General features: G+C 71.9%; 26 protein-coding genes. 14 read left to right on the plus strand and 12 right to left on the minus strand.

Features of this window, described 5'->3' with window-relative positions; all coding sequences use genetic code 11:
* The 7 genes from C7456_RS03310 to C7456_RS03340 form a co-directional block, all read right to left on the minus strand.
* Entirely contained in the window at nucleotides 1-822 is an 822-nt protein-coding gene (locus tag C7456_RS03310; RefSeq protein WP_109722334.1) for a carbohydrate ABC transporter permease, read from the minus strand.
* On the minus strand, nucleotides 819-1,697 hold the full coding sequence (locus tag C7456_RS03315) for a carbohydrate ABC transporter permease (protein ID WP_109722335.1): 879 nt from the start codon (nucleotides 1,695-1,697) through the stop codon (nucleotides 819-821). The genes C7456_RS03310 and C7456_RS03315 overlap by 4 nt, the downstream gene beginning before the upstream one ends.
* Nucleotides 1,694-3,007: an extracellular solute-binding protein gene (locus tag C7456_RS03320; RefSeq protein ID WP_109722336.1), complete on the minus strand. Its 1,314-nt coding sequence runs from the start codon at nucleotides 3,005-3,007 to the stop codon at nucleotides 1,694-1,696. The genes C7456_RS03315 and C7456_RS03320 overlap by 4 nt, the downstream gene beginning before the upstream one ends.
* Nucleotides 3,004-4,461: a glucoamylase family protein gene (locus tag C7456_RS03325; protein ID WP_109722337.1), complete on the minus strand. Its 1,458-nt coding sequence runs from the start codon at nucleotides 4,459-4,461 to the stop codon at nucleotides 3,004-3,006. Before C7456_RS03325 ends, C7456_RS03320 begins: the two co-directional genes overlap by 4 nt.
* Nucleotides 4,462-4,513: 52 nt before the next feature.
* The gene (locus C7456_RS03330; protein WP_109722338.1) at nucleotides 4,514-6,040 is read right to left on the minus strand and encodes a tryptophan halogenase family protein; all 1,527 of its coding nucleotides are present in this window, start codon (nucleotides 6,038-6,040) and stop codon (nucleotides 4,514-4,516) included.
* A 94-nt stretch (nucleotides 6,041-6,134) separates the two neighbouring features.
* Nucleotides 6,135-9,152: a TonB-dependent receptor gene (locus C7456_RS03335; RefSeq protein ID WP_109722339.1), complete on the minus strand. Its 3,018-nt coding sequence runs from the start codon at nucleotides 9,150-9,152 to the stop codon at nucleotides 6,135-6,137.
* A gap of 52 nt (nucleotides 9,153-9,204) precedes the next feature.
* Nucleotides 9,205-10,224, minus strand: a complete 1,020-nt coding sequence (locus C7456_RS03340) for a LacI family DNA-binding transcriptional regulator (protein WP_245889755.1) — start codon at nucleotides 10,222-10,224, stop codon at nucleotides 9,205-9,207.
* 286 nt (nucleotides 10,225-10,510) lie between these two features.
* Here C7456_RS03340 and C7456_RS03345 point away from each other — a divergent pair, with 286 nt between their 5' ends.
* The 8 genes from C7456_RS03345 (at nucleotide 10,511) to C7456_RS03380 (ending at nucleotide 16,122) form a co-directional block, all read left to right on the plus strand.
* The gene (locus C7456_RS03345; RefSeq protein WP_342767291.1) at nucleotides 10,511-10,954 is read left to right on the plus strand and encodes an SPFH domain-containing protein; all 444 of its coding nucleotides are present in this window, start codon (nucleotides 10,511-10,513) and stop codon (nucleotides 10,952-10,954) included.
* Nucleotides 10,955-11,107: 153 nt separating this feature from the next.
* The gene (gene rsmG, locus C7456_RS03350; RefSeq protein WP_109722465.1) at nucleotides 11,108-11,740 is read left to right on the plus strand and encodes a 16S rRNA (guanine(527)-N(7))-methyltransferase RsmG; all 633 of its coding nucleotides are present in this window, start codon (nucleotides 11,108-11,110) and stop codon (nucleotides 11,738-11,740) included.
* Between the two features lie 68 nt (nucleotides 11,741-11,808).
* Entirely contained in the window at nucleotides 11,809-12,660 is an 852-nt protein-coding gene (locus C7456_RS03355; protein ID WP_109722342.1) for a ParA family protein, read from the plus strand.
* 2 nt (nucleotides 12,661-12,662) lie between these two features.
* Nucleotides 12,663-13,535, plus strand: coding sequence for a ParB/RepB/Spo0J family partition protein (locus tag C7456_RS03360; RefSeq protein WP_211306216.1), 873 nt, complete (start codon nucleotides 12,663-12,665; stop codon nucleotides 13,533-13,535).
* Between the two features lie 222 nt (nucleotides 13,536-13,757).
* The gene (locus C7456_RS03365; protein ID WP_109722343.1) at nucleotides 13,758-14,474 is read left to right on the plus strand and encodes a glycosyltransferase family 2 protein; all 717 of its coding nucleotides are present in this window, start codon (nucleotides 13,758-13,760) and stop codon (nucleotides 14,472-14,474) included.
* 91 nt (nucleotides 14,475-14,565) lie between these two features.
* Nucleotides 14,566-14,934 (plus strand): DUF488 domain-containing protein, encoded by a 369-nt coding sequence (locus C7456_RS03370; RefSeq protein ID WP_109722344.1) that lies wholly within the window; start codon nucleotides 14,566-14,568, stop codon nucleotides 14,932-14,934.
* Nucleotides 14,935-15,259: 325 nt separating this feature from the next.
* Complete coding sequence (locus C7456_RS03375; RefSeq protein ID WP_109722345.1) at nucleotides 15,260-15,793, plus strand: gamma carbonic anhydrase family protein; 534 nt, start codon at nucleotides 15,260-15,262, stop codon at nucleotides 15,791-15,793.
* Entirely contained in the window at nucleotides 15,790-16,122 is a 333-nt protein-coding gene (locus tag C7456_RS03380) for a phosphotyrosine protein phosphatase (RefSeq protein WP_109722346.1), read from the plus strand. The genes C7456_RS03375 and C7456_RS03380 overlap by 4 nt, the downstream gene beginning before the upstream one ends.
* Before the next feature lie 19 nt (nucleotides 16,123-16,141).
* Here the strand turns inward: C7456_RS03380 and C7456_RS03385 are convergent, their stop codons facing one another.
* From C7456_RS03385 to aroE, 3 genes are all read right to left on the minus strand, one after another.
* Complete coding sequence (locus tag C7456_RS03385) at nucleotides 16,142-16,675, minus strand: hypothetical protein (RefSeq protein ID WP_109722347.1); 534 nt, start codon at nucleotides 16,673-16,675, stop codon at nucleotides 16,142-16,144.
* Nucleotides 16,676-16,801: 126 nt separating this feature from the next.
* Nucleotides 16,802-17,053: a YkgJ family cysteine cluster protein gene (locus C7456_RS03390; RefSeq protein WP_109722348.1), complete on the minus strand. Its 252-nt coding sequence runs from the start codon at nucleotides 17,051-17,053 to the stop codon at nucleotides 16,802-16,804.
* 5 nt (nucleotides 17,054-17,058) lie between these two features.
* Nucleotides 17,059-17,889 (minus strand): shikimate dehydrogenase, encoded by an 831-nt coding sequence (gene aroE / locus C7456_RS03395; RefSeq protein WP_109722349.1) that lies wholly within the window; start codon nucleotides 17,887-17,889, stop codon nucleotides 17,059-17,061.
* A gap of 97 nt (nucleotides 17,890-17,986) precedes the next feature.
* Between aroE and C7456_RS03400 the strand changes: the two genes are divergently transcribed.
* Nucleotides 17,987-18,202: a hypothetical protein gene (locus C7456_RS03400; protein ID WP_109722350.1), complete on the plus strand. Its 216-nt coding sequence runs from the start codon at nucleotides 17,987-17,989 to the stop codon at nucleotides 18,200-18,202.
* Nucleotides 18,203-18,301: 99 nt separating this feature from the next.
* Here the strand turns inward: C7456_RS03400 and C7456_RS03405 are convergent, their stop codons facing one another.
* A complete protein-coding gene (locus tag C7456_RS03405) occupies nucleotides 18,302-19,786 on the minus strand; it encodes a RimK family protein (RefSeq protein ID WP_109722351.1) in 1,485 nt (494 codons plus the stop codon).
* 201 nt (nucleotides 19,787-19,987) lie between these two features.
* On the opposite strand from C7456_RS03405, the gene C7456_RS03410 reads away from it, so the two are divergent.
* Complete coding sequence (locus tag C7456_RS03410) at nucleotides 19,988-20,461, plus strand: GNAT family N-acetyltransferase (RefSeq protein WP_109722352.1); 474 nt, start codon at nucleotides 19,988-19,990, stop codon at nucleotides 20,459-20,461.
* 11 nt (nucleotides 20,462-20,472) lie between these two features.
* On the opposite strand, the gene C7456_RS03415 is transcribed toward C7456_RS03410, so the two are convergent.
* Complete coding sequence (locus C7456_RS03415) at nucleotides 20,473-21,165, minus strand: hypothetical protein (RefSeq protein WP_109722353.1); 693 nt, start codon at nucleotides 21,163-21,165, stop codon at nucleotides 20,473-20,475.
* An 82-nt stretch (nucleotides 21,166-21,247) separates the two neighbouring features.
* On the opposite strand from C7456_RS03415, the gene lptM reads away from it, so the two are divergent.
* The 4 genes from lptM (at nucleotide 21,248) to xerC (ending at nucleotide 23,919) form a co-directional block, all read left to right on the plus strand.
* On the plus strand, nucleotides 21,248-21,409 hold the full coding sequence (lptM, locus tag C7456_RS03420; RefSeq protein ID WP_109722354.1) for an LPS translocon maturation chaperone LptM: 162 nt from the start codon (nucleotides 21,248-21,250) through the stop codon (nucleotides 21,407-21,409).
* Nucleotides 21,410-21,417: 8 nt separating this feature from the next.
* Nucleotides 21,418-22,263, plus strand: a complete 846-nt coding sequence (gene dapF / locus C7456_RS03425) for a diaminopimelate epimerase (protein WP_109722355.1) — start codon at nucleotides 21,418-21,420, stop codon at nucleotides 22,261-22,263.
* Nucleotides 22,264-22,333: 70 nt separating this feature from the next.
* Nucleotides 22,334-23,020, plus strand: a complete 687-nt coding sequence (locus tag C7456_RS03430) for a DUF484 family protein (protein ID WP_109722356.1) — start codon at nucleotides 22,334-22,336, stop codon at nucleotides 23,018-23,020.
* Between the two features lie 11 nt (nucleotides 23,021-23,031).
* On the plus strand, nucleotides 23,032-23,919 hold the full coding sequence (gene xerC / locus C7456_RS03435; RefSeq protein WP_109722357.1) for a tyrosine recombinase XerC: 888 nt from the start codon (nucleotides 23,032-23,034) through the stop codon (nucleotides 23,917-23,919).
* The last annotated feature ends 4 nt before the right edge of the window (nucleotides 23,920-23,923 follow it).

Below are 23,923 nucleotides of genomic sequence, written 5' to 3' on the forward strand. Positions count from 1 at the left end.
TCAGCCCTTCACGCTGCCCAGCAGCAGCCCTTGCAGGTAATAGCGCTGCAGGGCCAGGAACAAGGCCAGCGCGGGCAGCACGGTGACCACCGCGCCGGCCATCATCAGCTCGGTGTCCTGCGCGTGCTCGCGCGCCAGCGAGGCCAGGCCCACCGGCAGCGTGTAGTGCTCCTGCCCGGTCAGCACGATCAGCGGCCACATGAAGTCGTTCCACGCGGCGAGGAAGGTGAAGATCGCCAGCGTCGCCATCGCCGGCCTGAGCAGCGGCAGCACGATGCGCGCGAAGATGCGCCACTCGCCCGCGCCGTCGATGCGCGCGGCCTCGATCAGCTCGCCGGGGATGGCGCGCGCGAACTGCCGCACCAGGTAGATGCCGAAGCAGCTGGCCAGCGCCGGCGCCACCACGCCGGCGTAGCTGTTCACCAGCCCGAGGTACTTGAGCTCCAGGAACAGCGGCAGCATCGCCACCTGCGCCGGGATCACCAGCGCGCCGAGCACGCCGCGGAACAGCGCGCGGCGGCCGGGGAAGTCGAGCTTGGCGAAGGCGTAGCCCGCCGTCAGGTTGCAGGCCAGCGACAGCGCGGTGATCGCGCACGACACCAGCAGGCTGTTGGCCAGGTAGCGGCCCATGCCGGCGCGCACGAACAGCGCCTGGTAGTTGGCCCAGGTGGGATGCGCCGGCAGCAGCGGCGGCGGCAGCGTGCCGCTCTCGCCCGGCGCCATGAACGAGGCGGACAGCATCCACGCCAGCGGGAACAGCGCCGCCGCCGCGCCGGCGAGCAGCAGGCCGTTGACCAGCCATTTCGCGGCGCGCGGGCTCATGCCTCGCTGCCGCGCCGGAACAGCCACAGCATCGCCGCGGTCACCGCGAAGGTGAGCGCGAACAGCAGGAACGCCACCGCCGAGGCGGAACCGAGGTTCCACCACTTGAAGCCCTCCTCGTACATCAGGTACAGCGCGCTCATCGTGCTCTGCAGCGGGCCGCCCTCGGTCATCACGTAGGGCTCGGCGAACAGCTGGAAGTAGCCCGCCACGGTGAGGATGGCCACCATGCCCAGGGTCGGCGCCAGCGCGGGCAGGGTGACGTGCCACAGCCGCCGCAGCGCGCCGGCGCCGTCGATGCGCGCGGCCTCGTGCAGCTCGGGCGGGATCGCCTGCAGCCCGGCCAGCAGGATGATCATGTTGTAGCCGAAGTTCTTCCACACCGCGAACAGGATGATCGCCGGCATCGCCCAGCGCGGGTCGCCCAGCCAGTCCACCGGATGGACGCCGAGCAGGCCCAGCGCGTGGTTGAGCAGGCCGTACTTGGTGTTGAGCAGGTAGCGCCAGACGATCGCCACCGCCACCACCGTGGTCACCACCGGCGCGAACAGCGCGGTGCGGAAGAACGCGCGGGCGCGCGCCAGCGGCGAGTCGAGCAGCAGCGCCGCGCCCAGCGAGGCGGCGATCGACAGCGGCACGCCGACCGCGACGAAGTAGCAGGTGTGCCCCAGCGCCGCCCAGAACAGCGGCCGGTGCAGCAGCTCCCAGTAGTTGCCCAGCGCCACGAAGCGCAGGTTGCGCAGGTCGGCCAGCGCGTACAGGTCGTAGTCGGTGAAGCTGAGCGCCAGCGCGCCCAGCACCGGCAGCAGGAAGAACACGCCCAGCACCGCGAAGGCCGGGGCGAGGAACGGCCAGGCGGCGCGGCGCGCGCTCACCGGCGCGCCTCCTGCCGGTCGAGCACCCAGCGCCGCTTGGCGAGGATGCGGTCCACGCGGCGGTCCAGTTCCGCCGCGGCCTGGTCGACGGTGTATTCGCCGGCGATCGCCTGCGCGGCGACCAGCTGCATCTCGTTGGCGATGCGCTCCCACTCGGGCACCGGCGGCGTGGGCTTCACGCGCTCCAGCTGCTCGCGGAAGGCGCGCGCCTTCGGGTCGTCGCGCAGCGCGCCGCCCGCCCACGAGCTGCGCCGCGGCGGCATGTCGCCGAGCAGGGCGTAGAAGCGCTGCTGCACCTCGGGCCGCGAGAGGTATTCGATCAGCGCCCAGGCCTCGTCCTGGTGCCGCGAGGCGCGGAACACCACCAGGCTGGAGCCGCCCGCCGCGCCGGCGCCGGGGCCGCCCGGGCCGGGCAGCGGCGCGGTGGACCACTCGTCCTGCGCCGCCGCCGGCAGGCGCTGGCGGAACTCGCCGATGTTCCACGGCCCGGAGAAGTAGAACGCATACACGCCGCGGCCGAACTCGAACCACGGGTTGCCGGCCTCCACGTTGCTGATCGCCGGCGCCTGGCGCAGGCGGAAGGTGTCCACGTAGAAGGCCAGCGCGCGCTTGAAGCCGGCGCTCCCGAAGTTGCCGTAGCGGCCGCCGTCGCGCAGCAGCGGCTCGGGCTGCTGCAGCGCCAGCGACATCAGCTGCTCGTACTCGTTGGTGGGCAGCAGGATGCCGTAGGTGCGCCGCGCCGGGTCGCTCAGCGCGGCCAGCATGCGCCGCCACTCGGCCCAGTCGCGCGGCGGGTGGTCGAAGCCGGCCGCGCGCAGCAGGTCGGCGCGGTAGAACAGCAGCCGCGTGTCGACGTACCACGGCACGCCGTACAGCCTGCCGTCGAACACGTTGGTGGCCCAGATGCTGGGGAAGTAGTCGGCCGGCCGCACCACCGCCGAGGCGGCCACGCGCGCGTCCAGCGGCGCCAGCGCGTCCAGCGCCACCAGCTCCGGCAGCCAGGTGTTGCCGAGCTGCGACAGGTCCGGCGTGGAGCCGCCCGCGAAGGCGGTGAGCAGCTTCTGGTGCGCGGCGGTGAGCGGCAGCTGCTGCAGCCGCACGCGGATGCCCGGGTGCGCGCGCTCGAACCCGGGCAGCAGCGCCGCCACCGCCTCGCCCTCGCGGCCGATGGTCCAGAACACCAGCTCGTCGCGGCGCTCCTTTCCCGCGCAGCCGCCGAGCAGTGCGACGGCCAGCGCGAGCGCCAGCAGCCGGCCGGCCGGCCGCGCACCGCGGCCCGCGCGACCCCGCTGGCCGCCGCGCCGGCTCATGGCGCGGGCGCGGCCTCGTCCAGCCAGCCGCCGGCGAAGCCGGCGCGCCGCAGGCCCTCGCGGATGTACGGGTTCTTGCCCATCACCTTCCACACCAGTCCGCTGCGCCAGTTCTCGATCATCAGCAGGATCGGCCCCTGGTCGATGCCCAGCTGCACGGTATCGGCCCAGCCCATGGGCACCAGTTTGCCAGTGCGCAGGTCGGTGCGGGTATGGAAGCTGGGGTTGAAGGCGTCGACGAAGCCGTAGCGGTTGTAGATGTCCCTGCCGTAGCGGCGCTTCATCTCCATCAGCGCCGGCACCACGATCTCCGGCGCGAAGGCGATCGAGCCGCCGGCCGCGGTGGGCGCGATGGTGCCGTCGTCCTCGACGTAGTCCAGCCCCGCGCCGCGCGCGGAATAGCCCTTGAACTCGCGCTCGCCCTGCGGCCCCTTCACCACGATCCCGCCCGGCCCGTTGCTGGCGGTGAGGCCCCACACGTTCGCGCCGTAGCCGGTCCACTTGCCGGGGTTGGCGATGGCGTAGTTGCGCTGGCTGTAGGTGGCGCGGCGGCTGTTCTCGAAGAAGTCGATGCCGTGCGCGCGGGCCCAGTCGTCGCGGATGCCGCGGAAGTCGATCCAGGCCTGGCTGTACTGGTGGCCGAACAGCGGCGCGAAGGTGAGGAAGGTCTCGCCGTAGAACGTGCCCCAGGTCTTGTCGTTGGTGGCGCTCCACGCCTTCCACGCCTCCGGCGCCACCGGGTGGGTGGGCGAGCCCAGCGCCAGCACGTACACCAGCATGCCCTCGCAGTAGCCGCGCCAGTCGTCGCGGATGAACTGGCCGCCCGGCGTCCAGCCCATGCTGATCAGCGGCGGCCGCGCCTGCATCCAGGTCCAGTCCGCCGCGCGGTAGAGCTCGTCGGCGAGGCGGCGGATCTCGCGCTCCTGCGGCGTGTCGCGGTCGTAGTAGGACTGCGCGAACAGCACGCCGCCGAGCAGCAGCGTGGTGTCCACGCTGGACAGCTCGACGAAGCGGCCGAAGCGCCGGCCGGTCTTCATGTCGAGGAAGTGGTAGTAGAAGCCGTGGAAGCCGGTGGCGTCGTCCTCGCTGCCGTTCTGCGGCGCGTCCCTGAAGAAGCGCAGCGTGGCCAGCGTGCGCTCCGCGGCCTGCGCGCGGGTGACGTAGCCGCGCTCGGCGCCGATGCCGTAGGCGGTGAGGCCGAAGCCCACCGCGGCGATGCTGGAGAACGACTCGCCGGGATAGTGGTCCGGCACCAGCCCGTTCTTGGGATCGGCGCTGTCCCAGAACCAGTCGAAGGTGCGCCTTTCCAGGTCCTCGATCATCGCCCGCTGGGACTTGGGCAGCGAGGCGAAATCCTGCGGCGTTGGCGCACGCGCCGGCGCGCCGGGTGCGGCAGGCGTCAGCGCGAAGGCAAGGATGCCTGCGCAAAGGGCATGGAGTTTCTTGAGGGACATCGGCTTCTCTGCAGCGTGGGGAATCGGAAACGCGGCGGACGTCGGTAGCGGATCAGGCCGGCACGGGGATCGGCGGCGCCGCGCAATAGCGTTCGATGAAGGCAGCCTGGGTCGGCATCGCCTCGACGCAGTTGGCGATCACCTGTCCGACGCCGGTGACGAACCGCCGTAGGTCCGCGTCCGGCACCTGGTCGACCATCGGATGATAGCCCTGCGGCACGATGCGCTGGCCGAGCATCACCTGCACCCAGCTCAATTGCGCGAAGATTTCTTCCGCATTGCGGAAGAAGCGCCCGCTGTCGCGGAACAGGCGGATGTTGTCGGCCAGGCTGTCGGGAATCGACATGGTCCTGCACTGGGTCCAGAACGCCGTGTCGGCGCGCTCGGTGGCGTGGTAATGCAGGATGAGGAAATCGCGCACCCGCTCGACCTCGAACGCCGTCTGCGCGTTGAAACGCTCGCTCAGCACCGGAGCGAAGTCCTTGCGCGGGAACAATTGCAGCAGCCTCGCGATGCCGGTCTGCACCAGGTGGATGCTGGTCGACTCCAGCGGCTCCATGAACCCGCTGGCCAGGCCCAGCGCGACCACGTTCCTGTTCCAGCACCGCTTGCGCATGCCCGTGACGAACCGCAATGGGCGCGGCTCGCCCAGCGCGCGGCCGTCGAGGTTCTTCAGCAGCGTGGCGACCGCCTCGTCGTCGCTGACGTGCGCGCTCGAATACACGTAACCGTTGCCGGTGCGGTGCTGCAACGGGATGCGCCACTGCCAGCCGGCGGGCCGCGCCGTGGCGCGGGTATAGGGCATGGGCGGTCCCGCGTTCTCGCTCGCCACCGCCACGGCGCGGTCGCAGGGCAGCCACTGGGTGAACTCGACGTAGCCGGTGTGCAGCGCCTGCTCGATCAGCAGACCGCGGAAGCCCGAGCAGTCGATGAACAGCTCGCCCTCGATCCGCTCGCCGCTTTCCAGCGCCACCGCCTCCACGAAGCCGTCGTCTGGCCGCAGCAGCACCTGCGCTATCTTCCCCTCGGTGCGGCGCACGCCGTGGCGCTCGGCGTAGTCGCGCAGGTAACGCGCGTACAGCGCGGCGTCGAAATGATAGGCGTAGGCGATCGAGGCCAGCGGCGAATTGGGCGGCACGTCGGTGGCCGGCGCCATGAACTTGTTCTGCACCGCGGCGGCGGTGTTCAGCGAATACGCGCCGATGTCCTGCGCCCAACCCTGCTGGCGCGCCTTCAGCCAGTACTGGTGGAAGGGCAGCAGCCCCAGGTCATGCCCGATGGCGCCGAAGCCGTGGATGTAGGCGTCGCCCGGCCGCGCCCAGCCGCGGAACTGGATGCCGAGTTTGAAGGTGCTCTGGGTCTTGCGGATGAAATCGATCTCGTCGATGCCGAGCAGGTTGTTGAACAGCTTGAGGTGGGTCATGGTGGCCTCGCCCACGCCCACGGTGCCGATTTCCTCCGACTCGACCAGGCGGATCGCATAGTCGCGGCCCAGCACCTTGGCGAGGGCGGCCGCGGCCATCCAGCCGGCGGTGCCGCCGCCGACGATCACGATGTGCTTGATGGGAGGTGCGTTCATGCGGTTTCGTTGGCGGCAATCCCGGCCCGCCGCGCACTAGCACCGCAAGGCCCGCGCGGCGGGACGCGCCGCAGCGCGTCCCGCCGTAACGGCCTCAGAACCTGAGGCCCACTTCGAACTTGAACGTGCGCGGCACGAAGGTGATGTTGCCGGTCCGGTTGTAGCTCACGCTCGCGTGCTGGTCGGCATACACCGGGATGTAGTCGACGAAGTTGTCCCAGTTGAACACGTTGAGCACGTCGAAGCGGCCGAAGAAGGTGACTCCATGGCCGAGGTCGAAGTTCTTGGTGGCCTGGAAGTCGAGGTCTCGATAACCCCAGATGTCGCCGCCGATCAGGAACTTCGAGCCGGACGGCGTGGCCGCGGCCGGGATGCAGTTGTTGCCCGCCGGGAACACGGCCCCGTCATAGCAGGCGATGCCGTTGAACGGCAGCGGCGTGGCCAGGGTCAGCTTGGCCGACAGCGTGATGCCCCACGGGCCGTCCATGTTGCCCGTCGCCACGAAGCGGTGCTTGGCCGCCGCGTTGGAGGTGATGAACGGGTAGTCGCCGATGGTCGCCTCGTCGAACGAGTAGTGCTCGTTGATGTCGCGGTTCTGCTTGGCATGGGTGAAGGTGTAGGCGAAGGTCGCACCCCAGCCCGATTCCCTGGTGTACGGCTTTTCCGCCGACAGCAGCACCTGGGTGGTGCGGGTGGAGATGCCGTTGTTGCCGATGATCAGGCTGCCGAAGCCCGGCACACCGTTGCCCCACGGCTGGCTGTTGTTCTTCCAGAACGAGCCGTCGGGATAGCGGTTGCCCAGCGTGAAGGCGAAGCCGTCGTAGCTGAGGATGCGCGTCACCGTGGCGTCGGTCTGCCACTCGCCGATCTGGTTGGACATGCCCAGGCTGAACTGGTCGGAGTACGGCGCCTTCAGGTGGTTGTTGAGCAGGTCCACCTCGGTGCCGGCGTTGCTGCTCGGCCCCAGCAGGGCCTGCAGGTTGGCCAGGCCGTTGAGGTAGTTGGGGTCCCATGCGTAGCAGGGCGTGTTGCCCTTGTAGCAGAGGCCGGTGGCCGGGTCCTGGAAATAGACCGTGTACTGCGGCAGCGCCGACTTGGTGGTCTCCAGCTGCAGGTAGTCGTACAGGTCGCGGTCGTACGAGCGGCCGGCGCCGCCGTGGATCACGTGCGCCTCGTCGCCGAACAGGTCGTAGGAGAAGCCCAGGCGCGGTTGCCATTCGCCCTTGTAGGCGTGGCGGTTGTGGCCGTCGCTGATGTAGTCGTTGATGTCGACGCCGCCGAGCGCCAGGGCCTGGGCGTAGGTCTGCCCGGGCGGCGCCGACGGATCGGGGTTGGGGCTGTTCAGCGCGGCGACCACGTTGGCCGGCGTGACGAAGTCGGTGTACGAGGGCGTGCGCTCGTAGTCCCAGCGCACGCCGAGGTTCAGCGTCAGCTTGTCGTTGACGTCCCAGTCGTCCTGGATGTACGCGCCGAACTGGTGGCTCTTGGTGGTCACGGTCGGGGTCAGGCCCAGGCCGGTCACCGGCTTGGTGAAGAAGGCCTTGTACGGCGTGTCCGAGACGCCGTCGGGGGTCACGTTGTAGGTGAACTGCGGGTTGACGTCGGCCGCGTCCGCCGCCTTCAGCGTGATGTTCTTCTTCTTGATGCCCACCTTGATGACGTGGTCGCCATGCCATTCCAGGTCGTTGAAGGTCAGGTCGTCCTGGAAGGCCGGGCCCTTCTGGCCCTTGTTCTGCGTCGCCAGCGGATTGGCCGCGCCGGTCGAGACGATGGTCGGATCGTCGTTGGGCCGGCTCCAGGTGTAGACGTAGCCGTTACCGTAGTTCAGCGCCGTCGGGGCGTTGAAGGCATCCTCGTAGGTGACCAGCAGCTCGTTGTAATAGGCCTCGCCGCTGTGCTGCCAGCGCAGCGAGTAGCGCTTGTCGTTGTTCTTCGTGTCGTAGGCGGCCGACGCGGCGGTCTGCCCGCCGATGCCGCCGCGCTGCTTCTCCTCGCGGATCTGCGCGCTGGCCTCGATGCGGTCGCGGTCGGTGGGCTCCCAGTCGATCTTGCCGAAGGTCAGGTCCTCCTTGAACGGCAGGTTCGCGGGACCGAGCTGGGCCGCGACGTCCGCCGGCAGGTAGGGCACGCCGGGCGCGCCGTCCGGGCTGGGTACCACCGTCACCGGCGTGTCGAAGCGCTTGCCTTCATAGGCGACGAAGAAGTGCGCCTGGTCCTTGATGATGGGGCCGCCGAGGGCGAAGCCGTACTCCTTCTCCTCCGACTCGGTCTTGGTGTCCGCGGCGTCCTCGGCCGGGGTGCGCTCGCGGAAGGCGTCGTTGGTGTAACGGTAATAGGCCTCGCCGTGGAACTCGTTGGTGCCCGACTTGGTGCTCGAGGTCACCGCCGCGCTGGAAACCTGGTCGTACTCGGCCTTGTAGTTGGAGGTGATGACCTTGTACTCGCCGATCGCCAGCTGCGGGAACGGGTTGCCCTGGCTGCCGATCTGGCCGCTGACGCCGCCCTCCTTCACGTAGCTCTTCTGGCCCACGCCGTCGATGTAGACGTTGACCGAGCTGTTGTTCATCGCGCCGCCGCGCAGCGAGGTGTTGCCGTTGGAGTCGACGTTGAACACCATGCCCGGCACGGTGTCGGCGAACTCCAGGAAGTTGCGCGAGATCTGCGGGATGGTCTGGATCTGGCGCAGCGAAATGGTGCCGCCCACTTCCGGCGTCTTCACCTCGCGCAAGGTGGTGGCCGACACGGACACGCTGCCCAGCGTGGTAGCGTTCGCCGGCGCCGCCGTTGCCGCGGCCGCCTGGAAATCCAGCGTGGCGGTCGAGGCCACGGTCAGGGTGACGGTGCGCTCGGTGCCCGGGCCGGCATCCACCTGGTAGGTGCCGGGCGGCAGCCCGGGCAGGGAGTAGCTGCCGTCCGCGCCGGTCTTGGTGCGGCGGGTGCTGCCCGTGGACACGTTCCTGGCGGTGATCTCGGTATTGGCCGGTCCCTTGCCGCGCAGGGTGGCATTGGCCGTCTGCGCCCAGCTAACCGTGGGGGCCGCCGCGATGGCCGCCACCGATCCGCCGATCAAACTCGCCAGCAACTTCTTCTTGAACCTTATCGATGACCTCATGGCCCGCCTCCCGAAATGGTCAGTAATCTGCTTGTTGTGCTTGGTTTGGTATCTAGCGGCCGCCGGATGAAGCGGCGGCGGAACTGGCGCCGCAGGTTTCGCGCACCACGAGCTCGCAGTCGAGCGTCTCCATGGCGGCGGGTCCGTCCGGCGTTTCCAGCAAAGTGGCGAGGCGCTCCAGCGCGTCGCGGCCCAGCTCGGCGATGCGCACGCGCACCGTGCTCAGCGGCGGCGTGAGGTAGCGCGCGATCGGGATGTCGTCGAAGCCGGCCAGCGCGATGTCCTCGGGCACGCGCAGTCCCGCTTCCTTGAAGGCGTACAGGCAGCCCACCGCCATCATGTCGTTGGCGGCGAACACCGCGCGCGGCCGGCGCGGCTGCGCGAGCAGGGCGCGGCCGGCCTGGTAGCCGGACTCCTCGGTGAATTCGCCGGGGACGATGTTCAGCGCCGTCCGCGGCGCGAACTCGGCCATCGCGGCGCGGTAGCCGAGCTCGCGCTGCTGCGCATCGTAGTTGGCCGCGGGGCCGGCGATGAAGGCCACGTCCGCGTGGCCCGCCCCGACCAGGTGCCGGGTCATGGCGTGCGCGCCGCCGAAGTTGTCGATGTTGAGCACGCTGTAGCCGGCGTCATGCACCGCGCTGTTGAGCAGCAGCACCGGCAGTGACGGCGGCAGGTTGGCGTGCAGGAAGGCGGCGTCCACCCACGGCGACAGGATCAGCATGCCGTCGACGCGGCCCTGCATGGCGCGCATCGCCGCGGCGGCGTCCGCCACGCCGTCGTGCGAGCTGGACACCAGCAGGTGCAGGCCGCGCGCCCGCGCGGCGAGGTCGACGCCGCGGATCAGCTCGGAGAAGAACTCGCCGTAGAGGTCGGGCAGCAGCGCGCCGATGGTGTGGGTGCGCCGGGTGATCAGGCTGCGCGCGGCCATGTGCGGCACGTAGCGCAGGCGCTCGGCGACCTCGCGCACGCGCTCGACCGTGTCGGCGGTGACGCCGCCGTGGCCGTTGAGCGCGCGCGACACGGACGCCACCGAGACCCCGGCTTCGCGCGCCACGTCTTTGATGGTCACCATGCCCACGTTTCCGCCGGCCTCCCCGTCGATGGGGCGGAACGTAAACGTTTTCATGAAGAAAAGTAAAGCTGCAGTGAAGCAAGCCCGCGGCGGCCTCAAGCCGCCGCCCGGCCGGCCGATGCGGTGGGTGCGGGACCGGCCGATCGGCCAGGCCCGATGGGGAATGGCGGGGACTTGCCGGATGCCGTTAAATCTGCATTAATCCAGCACGACTCAAGCCGTTGTAGCCTGCAACCGCTGAATTCTTACAAGAAAACATCGTAAGTCACTGTTTCTCATGATCCCGATGACGCTGCTACTGCTCATGCTCGCCGCCCTGATGGCCCTGGCGGTCAAGCGCGTGCCGGCCGGCCAGGTGTACAGCGTGCAGCGCCACGGCCGCACCCGCCTGCTGCAGCCGGGCGTGCACCTGGTGGCGCCGGGCCTGGACCGGATCGGCCACCGCATCGACCTGTCCGGCCAGGTGCTGCGCTTCCGCGAGCCGCTGCCCAGCGAGCGCGACGTCTGCGGCACCGTGTACTGGCAGGTGCTCGAGCCCGAGCGCGCCGACGCGGTGCTGGACGAGGTGGAGCAGCTGATCCGCCGCGGCGCGCTGGACGCGCTCAAGGCCGAGCCGGACGTGGCGCACAGCGACCGCCGCGACCTCGGCAGCCGGCTCAAGCAGCGCCTCAACGGCGCCCTGCGCGAGCGCGGCATGATGGTCACCCGCGTGGAGCTGGAGTTCGCCTGAGGGCGGACCGTCGGCAGACCGCCGCCAGAAGCGATCCCGCACAAGGAACTGCTCGAGACCCGCCGCGGCGGGTCTTTCTTTGCCCGCCCGCTGGCGGGCGCCGGCGGCGGCCCGGATACTGGCGGACCGCCCTTCGATCCACGGATGCCCGCCATGCCCACCACCGCCCTGCAGGACCAGCTGGAACGAGGCGTCGCCGCGCTCGGCCTGGCGCTGCCGGCCGGCGCGGTGCAGCGCCTGCTCGACTACCGCGCGCTGCTGGAGCGCTGGAACGCCGCCTACAACCTCACCGCGGTGCGCGACCCGGCCGAGCAGGTCACCCGCCACCTGCTCGACTCGCTGGCGATCCTGCCCTACGTGCAGGGCGACACCCTGGCCGACCTCGGCACCGGCCCCGGCCTGCCCGGCATCCCGCTGGCGATCGCCGCGCCGGGGCGGCAGGTGCTGCTGGTCGACTCCAACGGCAAGAAGGTGCGCTTCCTGCGCGAGGCGATCCGCGCGCTGAAGCTGGAAGGCGTGCAGGCGGTGCAGTCGCGGGTGGAGGACGTGCCGGGCCAGTTCGACTGCATCACCGCGCGCGCCTTCGCCAGCCTGGCCGACATGCTGGCCTGGGGCGGCCGCCTGCTGGCGCCGCGGGGCGTGTGGCTGGCGATGAAGGGCCAGGCGCCGGACGAGGAGCTGCCCGGCGTGCCGGCCGGCTTCGCGGTGCGCGCCGTGCACGCGCTCGCCGTGCCGGGGCTGGCGGCGCGCCGCCACCTGGTGGTGCTGGGCCGAGACACGGCCTGAGCGGCCACGCGGCGCGGCGGGCTGCTAATCTAGGCCCCCTTTCGCGCGCGCAACCGTACCGGACACCCATGGCCCGCATCATCGCTGTCGCCAACCAGAAGGGCGGCGTCGGCAAGACCACCACCGCCGTCAACCTCGCCGCCGCGCTGGCCGCGGCCAAGCGCAAGGTGCTGCTGGTCGACCTCGACCCGCAGGGCAACGCCACCATGGCGTCGGGCGTGGACAAGCACGAGGCCAAGCCCAACGGCTGCGAGGTGCTGCTGGACGAGGCGCCGATCGAGCGCGCCATCGTCGCCACCGAGGCGCACTACGACCTCCTGCCCGGCAACGGCGACCTCACCGCGGCCGAGCTCAAGCTGATGGACGCGCTGGCCCGCGAGAGCCGGCTGAAGGAGCAGCTGGCCAAGGTCGCCGGCCGCTACGACACCATCCTGATCGACTGCCCGCCCTCGCTGCACCTGCTCACGCTCAACGCGCTGACCGCGGCCGACGGCCTGCTGATCCCGGTGCAGTGCGAGTACTTCGCGCTGGAGGGCCTGTCCAGCCTGCTCGACACGGTGAAGGCGGTGCGCCAGCGGCTGAACCCCGCGCTGGAGATCGAGGGCCTGCTGCGCACCATGTACGACGTGCGCAACAACCTCGGCAACGAGGTGTCCGCGCAGCTCACCCAGCATTTCGGCGACAAGGTGCTGCGCTCGATCATCCCGCGCAACGTGCGCCTGGCCGAGGCGCCCAGCCACGGCCAGCCGATCCACCTGTACGACCGCAGCTCGCGCGGCGCGATCGCCTACATCGGCCTGGCCGGCGAGATCATCCGCCGCGAGCGCGGCGCGCAGGCGGCGGTGAACGCGCTGCACGAGATGCACGAGGACGGCGTCACCGAGACGCTCGACGCCGCCTCGCCCACTGACCAGGAGTAAGCATGGCGGCTGCCAAGAAACGGGGACTGGGACGCGGACTGGACGCCCTGCTCGGCGGCGGCGGCGAGGCCGCCGCGCCGGCGGTGCTGGAGCAGGAGGGCGAGCTGCGCGCGCTGCCGATCCAGCAGATCCAGCCCGGCAAGTACCAGCCGCGCCGGCACTGGAACGACGAGACGCTGGACGAGCTGGCCGCCTCGATCAAGGTGCAGGGCCTGATCCAGCCGGTGGTGGTGCGCGCGATCGGCAAGAACAGCTACGAGCTGATCGCCGGCGAGCGCCGCTGGCGCGCCGCGCAGCGCGCGCAGCTGGCCGAGATCCCCGCGCTGGTCAAGGACGTGCCGGAGGTGGCCGTGCCGGCGATGGCGCTGATCGAGAACATCCAGCGCCAGGACCTCACTCCGCTGGAGGAGGCCGACGCGCTCAAGCGGCTGATCGACGAATTCGAGCTGACCCACCAGCAGGCCGCCGAGGCGGTGGGCCGCTCGCGCGCGGCGGTGTCCAACCTGCTGCGCCTGACCGAGCTGCCCGAGCCGATCAAGAAGCTGCTCGACGAGGGCAAGCTGGAGATGGGCCACGCGCGCTGCCTGGGGACGCTGGAGGAGGCCATCGCGGTGCCGCTGGCGCGCCAGGCCTCGATGCTGGGCTGGTCGGTGCGCGAGCTGGAGGAAGCCGCCCGCCGCGCGCAGACCGCGCCCAAGGGCAAGGCCAAGCACGCGCCCGCGCGCGACCCCAACATCGACGCGCTGGAGCGCGAGCTGGCCGAGCGCTTCGCCACCCGCGTGGAGGTGGCGCACGGCCGCGGCGGCAAGGGCAAGCTGGTGATCCACTACCACAGCAACGACGAGCTGGAAGGCATCCTCGGCAAGCTGCGCTGACGCCCGGTAGCCGCCACCTCTCACGGCGGCTTTGCTTTTCCCTTCTCCCTCCGGGAGAAGGTGTCCGCAGGCCGGACGAGGGTACGGGCGGAGCGCGGCGCTCCCGCCCGTACCCTCATCCCCAGTCCCTCTCCCGAGGGGCGAGGGGAGTAGTCCGCGCGCATGGATTAAACTGCGCCCCTGCCGTCGCATTGCGGCACCCGTTCCCGCAAAGGCTCCGCCATGCCCCAGCTCTCCGTCGTCGTGCCGGTGTTCAACGAGCGCGACAACATCCCGCCGCTGCTCGCCGAGATCGCCGCCGCGCTGCGCGGCCGGCTCGACTTCGAGATCGTCTACGTGGACGACGACTCCACCGACGACAGCCGCGTCGTGCTCGCCGCGCAGAAGGCCAGCTATCCGGAGCTGCGCGTGCTGCACCACGTCAGCCGCAGCGGGCAGAGCACCGCGGTGTGGAACGGCGTGCACGCCGCGCGCTCGCCGTGGATCGCCACCCTGGACGGCGACGGCCAGAACGATCCGGCCGACATCCCCAAGCTGCTCGCCGCGCGCGAGGCCGCGCCGCCGGAGGTGAAGCTGTTCGCCGGCTGGCGCACCACCCGGCGCGACAGCTTCAACAAGCGCATCTCCTCGAAGATCGCCAACGCGGTGCGCTCGCGCATGCTCCGGGACGCCACCCCCGACACCGGCTGCGGGCTGAAGCTGTTCGAGCGCGAGACCTTCCTGCGCCTGCCGTACTTCGACCACATGCACCGCTACCTGCCGGCGCTGGTCAAGCGCGCCGGCTTCCAGAGCCGGAGCGTGCCGGTAGGCCACCGCCCGCGCACCGCCGGCACCTCCAAGTACGGCATGCTCGACCGCCTGTGGGTGGGCCTGGCCGACCTGCGCGGCGTGGCCTGGCTGATGCGCCGGGCCAAGGTCACCCGGGTCGAGGAGCTCTGATCGCAGGCGACGGCCCATCCACGCCGCCGTCACGCCGCGCGCCGCGGCGGCGGCGTATGCTGGACCGTCCCTTCCGCTCGTGGAGCCGCCCATGGGCTTCGCCGTCAAGCGTGTCTACGAGCCCGCCGCGCCGGAGGACGGCTACCGCGTGCTGGTGGACCGGCTGTGGCCGCGCGGCCTGAAGAAGGAGCACGTGGCGATCGACCTGTGGGCGAAGGAGCTGGCGCCGTCCACCGTGCTGCGCCGGTGGTTCGGCCACGACCCGGCGCGCTGGGACGGCTTCCGCCACCGCTACGCCGGCGAGCTGGACGGCGCGGCCGAGCACTGGCGCCCGCTGCTGGCCAAGGCCGCGCACCACCGCGTCACCCTGCTGTACGGCGCGCGCGACGAGGAGCACAACAACGCCGTCGCGCTGAAGGCCTACCTGGAGAACTACCTCGCTGCGCACGGGCCGCAGTAGGCCGCCCGGTTTCCCTCTCGTCCCGGCGTCATTCCGGCGAAGGCCGGAATCCAGTCGGATACTTTGTGCGAAGCACACAATCTATTTCGTGTGCTTCGCACAGCATATTTCACTGGTTCCGGCCTTCGCCGGAATGACGGTGAGGGATTCCGCGCCGCTGGTCACTTGCCGCACCCGTCCCTTCGGAGCCGCCTGCCACGCGAGTGTTCCGCATGCCTTGCGTGTCCGGCGCGTCCGGCCTTCGGCCGTTGAAAGGCGCTCCGCTCGAATGGCGTACCGGCACCGACCGGCGCAGGCCCGCAACCGGACGCACTAGAATGCGCGCATGACCCATCCCCTGCGCAGCTACCAGGGCGCCACGCCCCGCCTCGGCCAACGTGTCTACGTCGATCCCGCCGCCAGCGTGATCGGCGACGTGGCGCTGGGCGACGACGTCTCGGTCTGGCCGGGCGCGGTGCTGCGCGGCGACGTCAACTTCATCCGCGTCGGCGCGCGCAGCAACATCCAGGACGGCGCCGTGCTGCACGTCGCCCACGCCGGCCCCTACGGCCCCGGCTTTCCCTGCCTGATCGGCGAGGGCGTCACCGTCGGCCATGCCGCGGTCGTGCACGCCTGCAGCGTCGGCGACTACTGCCTGATCGGCATGCACGCCACCGTGCTCGACGGCGCCATCATCGGCGAGTTCGCGCTGATCGGCGCCGGCGCGGTGATCCCGCCGGGCAAGACGGTCGGCGCGCGCGAGCTGTGGGTGGGCAACCCGGCCCGCCGCGTGCGCGAGCTCACCGACGCGCAGGTCGAGCAGCTGCGCTACTCGGCCGACCACTACGTGCGCCTGAAGGACCGCTACCTCGCCGGATGAGCGCCCCGCGCCGCGTGCTGTTCCTGTGCAGCCGCCACCGGCGGCGCAGCCCCACCGCCGCCGCGGTGTTCGGCGACTGGCCGGGGCTGGAAGTGGATTCGGCCGGCCTGGCCGGCGACGCCGACGCGCCGCTGGACGCCGAGCAGCTGGCCTGGGCCGACCTGATCGTGGTGATGGAGGCCGCGCACAGGCGCCGCCTGCTCGCCCGCCACCGCGAACGCCTGAAAGGCAGGCGCGTGGTCGTGCTGGGAATCCCCGACGACTACGACTTCATGCAGCCCGAACTGGTCGCGCGCCTGCTGAAGGCCGCCGGGCCGCTGCTGCGCTGAGCCGGCGCCGGCCGCGCGCTCACTGCCCCGCGGCCGCCGGCGCCTGCATGCGCGCCGCGCGCGCCTCGTCCTCGCGGATCACGATCTGCCGCTGCGCGTCCAGCTTGCCGCCGAGCAGGGCCAGGGTGAAGTCGGTGGCGTCGTAGTCGCGCAGCAGGCGCAGCTCGCGCGCCGCCTCGTCCAGCTGCAGCGCGTTGATCGAGCGCTCCACCTCGGCGGTGGCGGCCGGGAACAACTGCTGCAGCGCCTGGCGCGCGGCGGCGTTCTGCGGGTCGAGCTCCAGCACGCTCAGGTAGAACTCGTAGGCGTTGCTGCCGGCCGGCGCGACCAGGCGTTTCTCGGCGACCGCCTTGCCGGCAAGGTCGAGCAGGATGGCCACGCCGTCCTGGTCGCCGCCCGCCGCCGCCGTGGCGTCGCCTTCCCGCGCGGGCGTCCCGCCCCAGCGCTGCCAGCCCCACCAGCCGAGCGCGGCAAGCGCCAGCGTCGCGGCGAGCGCCACGAGAACGAGGGTCGGCGCACGGCGCGGCGCGGCCACGGAGGCAGGTACGGTCATGGGCGATCGGGGCAGGGGATGGATGCGCGCCGGTCGGAACGCCCTGGCGCGTGGCGCACGGTAGCCGCGCCATGTGTCAGCGGGATGACGCGGGCCGCCGCAGGGCCGCGATCGCCGCGGACGGCTTCAGCGCGTGGCCTTCTCCAGCGCCGCGAGGTAGGCCAGCGCGTGCGCGCGGTCGCCGCCGCACATCGCCGGTTCCGGCCGCAGGCCGGCGCACACCGCCGGCCGGCGCGGGTCGCCGAAGATCGCGCAGCGGTGGTCGGCGGTGAGCTGCACGCAACGCATGCCGGCCGGCTTGCCGTGCGGCATGCCGGGAATCGGCGAGCTGATCGAGGGCGCGATGCAGCAGGCGCCGCAGCCGGGGCGGCAGTCCATCGCCGTCACCGCCGCGCGCGCAGTTCCGCGTAGACCGGGTCGGTGTCCGGGCGCACGCCGTGCCACAGCTCGAAGGCGTCGGCCGCGGTCTCCACCAGCATGCCCAGGCCGTCGAAGGCGTAGCGCGCGCCCGCCGCGCGCGCCCAGGCGAGGAAGCCGGCGGCGGCCTCGCCGTAGGACAGGTCGTAGCACAGCGCGCGTGCGCCGGCGAGCGCGAACGGCAGGTCCAGCGCGTGGCCCAGCACGCCGGCGGAGGTGGCGTTGACGATCAGGTCGAAGCTGCCGATGTCGGCCAGGTCCTCCCAGTAGCGGGTGTGCGCGCGGGCCGGCTCGCCGATGGCGTCGGCCAGCGCGTCGGCCGCGGCGGGCGAGCGGTTGACGATGGTCAGCGTGTCCACGCCGGCGTCGAGCAGGTGCCAGGCCACGCCGCGCGCGGCGCCGCCCGCGCCGAGCAGCAGCGCGGTGTGGCCGCGCAGGTCGACCCGGTGGCGCTCGGTGAGGTCGCGCACCAGCCCCGCGCCGTCGGTGTTGTGCGCGGCCAGCCGGCCGCCGGGCCGCGGCGTCAGCACGTTGGCGGTGCCGGCGCGGCGCGCGGCCTCGCTGGCCTCGTCGGCCAGCGCCAGCGCGCCGGCCTTGTGCGGCAGGGTGACGTTGGCGCCCGCGCCGCCGTCGGCGAAGAAGGCGCGCACCGCGTCGGCGAACGCCGCCGGCGCGGCGTCGATGGCGGCGTATTCCAGCGCGATGCCGAACTGCCGGGCGAAGGCCTGGTGGATCGCCGGCGACAGCGAATGGCCGATGGGATGGCCGAAAACGGCGTAGCGGGACGGTGCGCTCATCGCGGTGCTCCGGGAAGGGAACGCCATTGTACGAGTCGCGGCCGTTGAGACGGCGGCGCCGGAAGCTGCCGGCAGGCTTTCCACCGGAGTCGCCGCCATGCCCGTCCTGATCCGCGAACTGCCCCGCTGGCTGGCGCTGGCCGCCTGCGGCTGGCTGCTGCTCGGCCTGTTCCTGCTGCTGCTCACCCCGCTGCCGGCGCACACCGCGCGGCTGGGCTGGTCGCCGCTGTTCTGGCTGGCGCTGGCGCCGCTGTCGGTGCTGGCAGGAACGATGCTGCGCGGGGGATTCGCGCGGGTGGCGCGGGAGATTTGATCGCGTCGGCCACGGGTGGCGCGTCGGCTCCAGACAATGGAGCTTGCCGCAAGCGCGGCCCCTCACCCCGGCCCTCTCCCCGGAGGGTAGAGGGAGCGGTCAGCGGCGGATGCCGAGGCGCTTGTGCTCCATCCGGCGCAGGAACTCCTGCATCACGCGGCGGTACAGGTCCTCGCCGAGGTAGACGTCCTCCACGCCGGCGTCGATCGAGGGGTTGTCGTTCACCTCGATCACCACCGGCCTGTCGCCGACCTGCTTGAGGTCGACGCCGTACAGGCCGTCGCCGATCGCGTGGGTGGCCTTGAGCGCCAGCTTCACCACCTCGGCCGGGGCGTCGCGCACCGGGATGGTCTCGAAGCCGCCGGACTTGGCGGTGCCCTTGGCGCCGTGGTTGTAGATCTGCCAGTGGCCGCGCGACATGTAGTACTTGCAGGCGTACAGCGGCTCGCGGTTGAGCACGCCGATGCGCCAGTCGAACTCGGTGTAGACGAACTCCTGCACCAGCAGCAGCGCGCTGTGCTGGAACAGCTCGCCGGCGGCCTTCTCCAGCCCGGCGGCGTCCTCGACCTTGACCACGCCGCGCGAGAACGAGCCGTCCGGGATCTTCAGCACCAGCGGGAAGCCCAGCTTGCCGGCCACCTCGCGCATGCCCTTGGCGTCGTCGCGGTAGAGGATCTCGGTGCGCGGCACCGCCAGCTTGCGCGAGACCATCAGGTCGTTGAGGAAGATCTTGTTCGTGCAGCGCAGGATCGAGGCCGGGTCGTCGATCACCACCATGCCCTCCTTCTCCGCGCGGTGGGCGAAGCGGTAGGTGTGGTTGTCGCTGGCGGTGGTCTCGCGGATGAACAGGCCGTCGTACTCGGCCAGGCGCTGGTAGTCGTTCTTGCCGATCGGGTCGACCTCGATGCCCAGCTCCTTGCCGGCCTCGACGAAGGACTTCAGCGCCTTCCGGTTGGACGGCGGCATCGCCTCGTTGGGGTCGACCAGCATCGCCAGGTCGTAGCGGTAGCGCTTGCGCGCGCGCGGCTTGCGCCACAGCTTCTTGGAGAAGCGGTCCAGCGACTCGGCGAAGGCGTCCTCCTGCGCGTCGTCCAGCATGTGCAGGCCCACCGGCCGGATCGAGGCCACCTGCCACACCCGCTCGCGCTCGAACTCGATGCGCAGCAGCGGGCAGGGGAACATCTCGAACACCTGCCGCGCCAGGTCCTGCAGCGCGGGGTAGGCGGTCTCGCCGAAGTACACCAGGATGCCGAAGTCGGTGGTGTCGCGGCCGCCGGCGGGCAGGAAGTGGGTGAGCTTCTGGTTGAGGTCGTCGATGTCCAGGCCGTACAGCGAGCGCCGGCGCAGGTCGTTCACCGTGCGCACCGAGGGCAGCACGCGGTGCCCGCGCGCCTCGGCCAGCAGCGACACGTAGTAGCCGGTGCCCAGGTACTTGTAGCTGCGGCACAGGTTGATGACGTGGGTGCGCTCCTCGTCGGCGCCCACCGGCTCGCGCAGGTAGTCCATCGCGCTGACCACGTCCACGGACGGGTAGTAGGCGCTCCAGTCGGAAGCTTTCTCGACGACGATGACGAGGCGGGTCATGGCACCTTAGGGAGGTGGCGGGTGGAGTGTCGTCGCGTGGGGGAAACGGGCGGCACGGGCGCAAGGCGCGCAGTGTCGCATAGCTGTCGCGGCGCACAAGCGGCGGCGCTGAAGCGGGCTTGAACGACCCGCGTGGTGCGTTCGGCCGCGCTGCTCTACAGTGCCGCGCTTCGTCCGTCCCTGCGCCGCCGGGAAGCCGCCATGCCCCCATCGCCAGCCACCGCCGACGTGCGGGTACGCCGCGCCGAGCCGTCCGACCTGGACGACCTGGTCGCGCTCGAGAACGCCAGCTTCGACAGCGACCGGCTCAGCCGCGCGCAGTACCGCCGCCACCTGGACAGCGCCACCGCCCGCGTGCTGGTGGCCAGCGCCAACCGCCGCCGCTTCCTCGGCACCGCGGTGGTGTTCTTCCGCAAGGGCGCCGCGGTGGCGCGGCTGTACTCGCTGGCGACGCGGCCCGAGGCGCGCGGCAAGGGCGTGGGCTCGGCGCTGCTCGCCGCCGCCGCCGAGGCCGCGCGCCGCCACGGCTGCCGCGCGCTGCGGCTGGAAGTGCGCACCGGCAACGCCGACGCGATCCGCCTGTACGAACGGCACGGCTTCCGCCGCATCGGCCGCCGCGCCGCCTACTACGAGGACGGCGCCGACGCCTGGCGCTACGAGCTGGCGCTGGACTGAGGCCGCGCCGCTCAGCCGCCCAGCGGCGCGGCCAGCCGCTGCGCGGTGGCCTCGTCCGGGCGCGCCACCAGCGCGCCGGTGCGCATCAGGCCGACCGTGTAGTGGCCCTGGTCGACCAGCGGCAGGAAGGCGCCGCTGCCGTACACCGCATCCACTTCCGGCAGCCACTGCGGATAGCGGCGGCGCAGGGCCAGCAGGTCGAACGCGCCGGCCGGGGCGAAGCCGACCACCGTGCGCGGCGCCTGCGCCTCCTGCGCAGGGTCGTCGTAGCGGCCGTCCACGCGGTCGAGCCGGTACAGCGGCGGCGCGCCGGCGAGCAGGGCCGGCAACTTCCACTTCACCACCACCGCCTCGACGCGGAAGGCGTCGCCGGCCAGCTCCAGCCGCCGCGTGGCGCCGTCGGGCCAGGTGAGGACGAGCGCCCAGCGCTGCGGCGAGAGGATGCGCGCGTCCACCTCCAGCACCGGCCGCTCCTCCGCCAGCAGGCGGTAGCCGCGCAGCGCCAGCCCCGCACCGAGCAGCAGCAGCCCCAGGCCCAGGCCGACCAGCAGCAGCAGGAAGCGCCCGCTGGCGGCCAGCGGGCGGTGCTCGCGGCGGTGGCGCAGCATCGCCGCCAGCTGCAGCAGGGCGAACAGCAACGCCAGCCCCGCCAGCGCGAGCAGCAGGGTCATCGGCAAACGGATCAGGGTCGACCAGTCGTCCATGCGGGGAACTCGCCAACGGCAACGCGCCCGATCATAGCGGGACGGCGCTGGCTATACTCCGGCCATTTCCGGGATTTCCGCCATGCGCCGACTGCTTCCGCTCCTGCTCTGCCTGCTGCCCTTCCTCCTCGCCGGCTGCGGCAACAAGGGCCCGCTGTTCCTGCCGCCGCCCAAGCCCGCGCCGGCTGCCTCGGCGCCCGCGCCCGCCGCCACCGCGCCGGCGCCGGCCGGGCAGGCGCACTGAACGCGCCGATGCCCCTGCGCTTTTCCAAGATGCACGGCATCGGCAACGACTTCGTCGTGCTCGACTGCCGCGACCGCGCCTTCCCGCTGGACACGGCGGCGATCCGCGCGATGGCCGACCGCCACACCGGCATCGGCTTCGACCAGCTGCTCAGCGTGGAGCCGGCGCGCGATGCGTCGTGCGCGTTCTACTACGGCATCTGGAACGCCGACGGCAGCCCGTCCGGGCAATGCGGCAACGGCGTGCGCTGCGTGGCCGCCTGGCTGCACCGCGCCGGCGCACTGGAGCTCGGCCGGACGGTGCGCATCGAGAGCCCGTCCGGCGCGGTCGCGGTGCGCCTGCTCGGCCCGCGCGAGGCGGCGGTGGACATGGGCGAGCCGGCGTTCGCCCCCGCGCGCGTGCCGTTCCAGGCCGAGGCCGAGGCCGACCGCTACGCGATCGACGTGGCCGGCCGTGCCCTGGACATCGGCGCGGTGTCGATGGGCAACCCGCACGCGGTGGTCGAGGTGGACGACCTCGACGCGCCCGCGCTGGACGAGCTCGGTCCGCGGCTGACCGCGCACGCGCGCTTCCCCGCGGGCGCCAACGCCGGCTTCGTGCGCAGGCTCGACCGCGCCCACCTGCGCCTGCGCGTGCACGAGCGCGGCAGCGGCTGGACGCTGGCCTGCGGCACCGGCGCCTGCGCCGCGATGGCGGTGCTGCGCCGGCGCGGCGAGGTCGACGCCAGCGTGGAAGTGGCGCTGCCCGGCGGCCGCCTGCGCATCGACTGGGCCGGCCCCGGCCACACGCTGTGGATGACCGGCCCGGCCGCCTTCGCCTTCGAGGGCGAATGGCCCGGCGCGCCCGCGCATTGATGCGCGGCCGCCGGCGTCGCACACTGCGGGCGGAAGCCCGTTCCGTCCTTCGCTTTCCAAGGCAGTCCGCATGACCGACACCCTGCTCGACGAGATGCCCAGCGCCACCGCGGTGGCCGCCTATCTCAAGCGCCACCCGCAGTTCCTCAGCGACTACCCGGAACTGGCCGCGCAGCTCACCCTGCCGCGCGGCGAAGGCTCGGTCGCCTCGCTGGCGGCCTACCAGCTGCAGCAGCTGCGCGAGAAGAACGCCGAGCTCGAGCGCCGGCTGGCCGAGCTGGTCGCCATCGCCGCCGAGAACGAGAAGCTGATGCAGCGCGTGCACGAGCTCAACGTGACCATGCTGCGCGCCGCCACCCCGGCGGTCGCCGCGCGCAGCGTGATCAGCAAGCTCGCCGCGGACTTCCACATCGAGCAGGTGCGCCTGCTGCTGTTCGGCAACCAGCTCGGCCTGCCGCCGGCGGACTGGCTGCTGGTGGAGCCGCGCGGCCGCGGCGCGGTGCCGGAGTTCGCCAGCTTCCTGGCCAACCACGAGCCGATCGTCGGGCGGCTCTCCGCCGAGCGGCTGTACCGCCTGTTCGGCGAACAGGCGCCGCAGGTGCACTCGGCCGCGGTGATGCCGCTGGGCGAGCAGGGCCTGCTCGCGCTGGGCAGCGCCAGCGCCGACCATTTCCAGCCCGGCATGGGCACGCTGTTCCTGAAGATGATCGCGGCCACCGTCAGCGCCGCGCTCACCCGCTCGCAGGAACTGGCCTGAGCGACGCGACGATGGCGCCGCGCGCGCAGGTCGAGGCTTGGCTGGCGCGGCTGGCCGGCGAGCGCCAGGCCTCGGCGCACACCGTCGCCGCCTACCGCCGCGACCTGGACAAGCTGCTGGCGTGGATGGAGGCGCGGGGCATGGCCGGCTTCGACGCGCTCGACCCGCACCGGCTGCGCGCCTTCGTCGCCGCCGAGCACCGCGGCGGGCTGTCGCCGAAGAGCCTGCAGCGCCTGCTCTCCTCCTGCCGCAGCCTGTTCCGCCACCTCACGCGCGAGGGCGCGCTCGCGCACGATCCGGCCGCCGGCGTGCGCGGCCCCAAGGTGCACCGCAAGCTGCCCGAGGTGCTCGACGTGGACGAGGCCGCCGCGCTGGTCGGGCACGCCGGCGACGGCGCGCTGGCGCTGCGCGACCGCGCGATGCTGGAGCTGTTCTATTCCTCCGGCCTGCGCCTGTCCGAGCTGACCGGCCTGCGCTGGGGCGACCTCGACCTCGACGGCGGCGAGGTGCGCGTGCTCGGCAAGGGCCGCAAGACGCGCATCGTGCCGGTCGGCCGCCACGCGGTGGCCGCGCTGCGCGCGCTGGCCGCGGCCGAGGGCGGCGCGCCTGCAGCGCCGGTGTTCCGCGGCCGCGGCGGCGCGCCGATCAGCCCGCGCACCGTGCAGGCGCGCCTGCAGCGCCTCGCGCTGGCGCAGGGCTTCGCCAAGCGCGTGCACCCGCACCTGCTGCGCCATACCTTCGCCAGCCACATGCTGGAATCCTCCGGCGACCTGCGCGCGGTGCAGGAGCTGCTCGGCCACGCCGACATCGCCACCACGCAGATCTATACCCACCTGGACTTCCAGCACCTGGCGAAGGTGTACGACGCGGCGCATCCGCGCGCGCGGCGGCGCGGCTGAGGCT

The organism is Fulvimonas soli (assembly GCF_003148905.1).
In the GTDB taxonomy this organism is placed as follows: Bacteria; Pseudomonadota; Gammaproteobacteria; order Xanthomonadales; family Rhodanobacteraceae; genus Fulvimonas; species Fulvimonas soli.

What these genes read in the sequence shown, in the direction of transcription:
- C7456_RS03380 (WP_109722346.1), top strand. Translation starts at nt 15,790, where the DNA reads ATGAGCGCCCCGCGCCGCGTGCTGTTCCTGTGCAGCCGCCACCGGCGG.
- C7456_RS03405 (WP_109722351.1), bottom strand. Translation starts at nt 19,786, where the DNA reads ATGACCCGCCTCGTCATCGTCGTCGAGAAAGCTTCCGACTGGAGCGCC.
- C7456_RS03390 (WP_109722348.1), bottom strand. Translation starts at nt 17,053, where the DNA reads ATGGACTGCCGCCCCGGCTGCGGCGCCTGCTGCATCGCGCCCTCGATC.
- dapF (WP_109722355.1), top strand. Translation starts at nt 21,418, where the DNA reads ATGCCCCTGCGCTTTTCCAAGATGCACGGCATCGGCAACGACTTCGTC.
- aroE (WP_109722349.1), bottom strand. Translation starts at nt 17,889, where the DNA reads ATGAGCGCACCGTCCCGCTACGCCGTTTTCGGCCATCCCATCGGCCAT.
- C7456_RS03415 (WP_109722353.1), bottom strand. Translation starts at nt 21,165, where the DNA reads ATGGACGACTGGTCGACCCTGATCCGTTTGCCGATGACCCTGCTGCTC.
- C7456_RS03375 (WP_109722345.1), top strand. Translation starts at nt 15,260, where the DNA reads ATGACCCATCCCCTGCGCAGCTACCAGGGCGCCACGCCCCGCCTCGGC.
- C7456_RS03370 (WP_109722344.1), top strand. Translation starts at nt 14,566, where the DNA reads ATGGGCTTCGCCGTCAAGCGTGTCTACGAGCCCGCCGCGCCGGAGGAC.
- lptM (WP_109722354.1), top strand. Translation starts at nt 21,248, where the DNA reads ATGCGCCGACTGCTTCCGCTCCTGCTCTGCCTGCTGCCCTTCCTCCTC.
- rsmG (WP_109722465.1), top strand. Translation starts at nt 11,108, where the DNA reads ATGCCCACCACCGCCCTGCAGGACCAGCTGGAACGAGGCGTCGCCGCG.
- C7456_RS03355 (WP_109722342.1), top strand. Translation starts at nt 11,809, where the DNA reads ATGGCCCGCATCATCGCTGTCGCCAACCAGAAGGGCGGCGTCGGCAAG.
- C7456_RS03330 (WP_109722338.1), bottom strand. Translation starts at nt 6,040, where the DNA reads ATGAACGCACCTCCCATCAAGCACATCGTGATCGTCGGCGGCGGCACC.
- C7456_RS03310 (WP_109722334.1), bottom strand. Translation starts at nt 822, where the DNA reads ATGAGCCCGCGCGCCGCGAAATGGCTGGTCAACGGCCTGCTGCTCGCC.
- C7456_RS03335 (WP_109722339.1), bottom strand. Translation starts at nt 9,152, where the DNA reads ATGAGGTCATCGATAAGGTTCAAGAAGAAGTTGCTGGCGAGTTTGATC.
- C7456_RS03320 (WP_109722336.1), bottom strand. Translation starts at nt 3,007, where the DNA reads ATGAGCCGGCGCGGCGGCCAGCGGGGTCGCGCGGGCCGCGGTGCGCGG.
- C7456_RS03400 (WP_109722350.1), top strand. Translation starts at nt 17,987, where the DNA reads ATGCCCGTCCTGATCCGCGAACTGCCCCGCTGGCTGGCGCTGGCCGCC.
- xerC (WP_109722357.1), top strand. Translation starts at nt 23,032, where the DNA reads ATGGCGCCGCGCGCGCAGGTCGAGGCTTGGCTGGCGCGGCTGGCCGGC.
- C7456_RS03360 (WP_211306216.1), top strand. Translation starts at nt 12,663, where the DNA reads ATGGCGGCTGCCAAGAAACGGGGACTGGGACGCGGACTGGACGCCCTG.
- C7456_RS03365 (WP_109722343.1), top strand. Translation starts at nt 13,758, where the DNA reads ATGCCCCAGCTCTCCGTCGTCGTGCCGGTGTTCAACGAGCGCGACAAC.
- C7456_RS03410 (WP_109722352.1), top strand. Translation starts at nt 19,988, where the DNA reads ATGCCCCCATCGCCAGCCACCGCCGACGTGCGGGTACGCCGCGCCGAG.
- C7456_RS03325 (WP_109722337.1), bottom strand. Translation starts at nt 4,461, where the DNA reads ATGTCCCTCAAGAAACTCCATGCCCTTTGCGCAGGCATCCTTGCCTTC.
- C7456_RS03340 (WP_245889755.1), bottom strand. Translation starts at nt 10,224, where the DNA reads ATGGTGACCATCAAAGACGTGGCGCGCGAAGCCGGGGTCTCGGTGGCG.
- C7456_RS03345 (WP_342767291.1), top strand. Translation starts at nt 10,511, where the DNA reads ATGACGCTGCTACTGCTCATGCTCGCCGCCCTGATGGCCCTGGCGGTC.
- C7456_RS03430 (WP_109722356.1), top strand. Translation starts at nt 22,334, where the DNA reads ATGACCGACACCCTGCTCGACGAGATGCCCAGCGCCACCGCGGTGGCC.
- C7456_RS03385 (WP_109722347.1), bottom strand. Translation starts at nt 16,675, where the DNA reads ATGACCGTACCTGCCTCCGTGGCCGCGCCGCGCCGTGCGCCGACCCTC.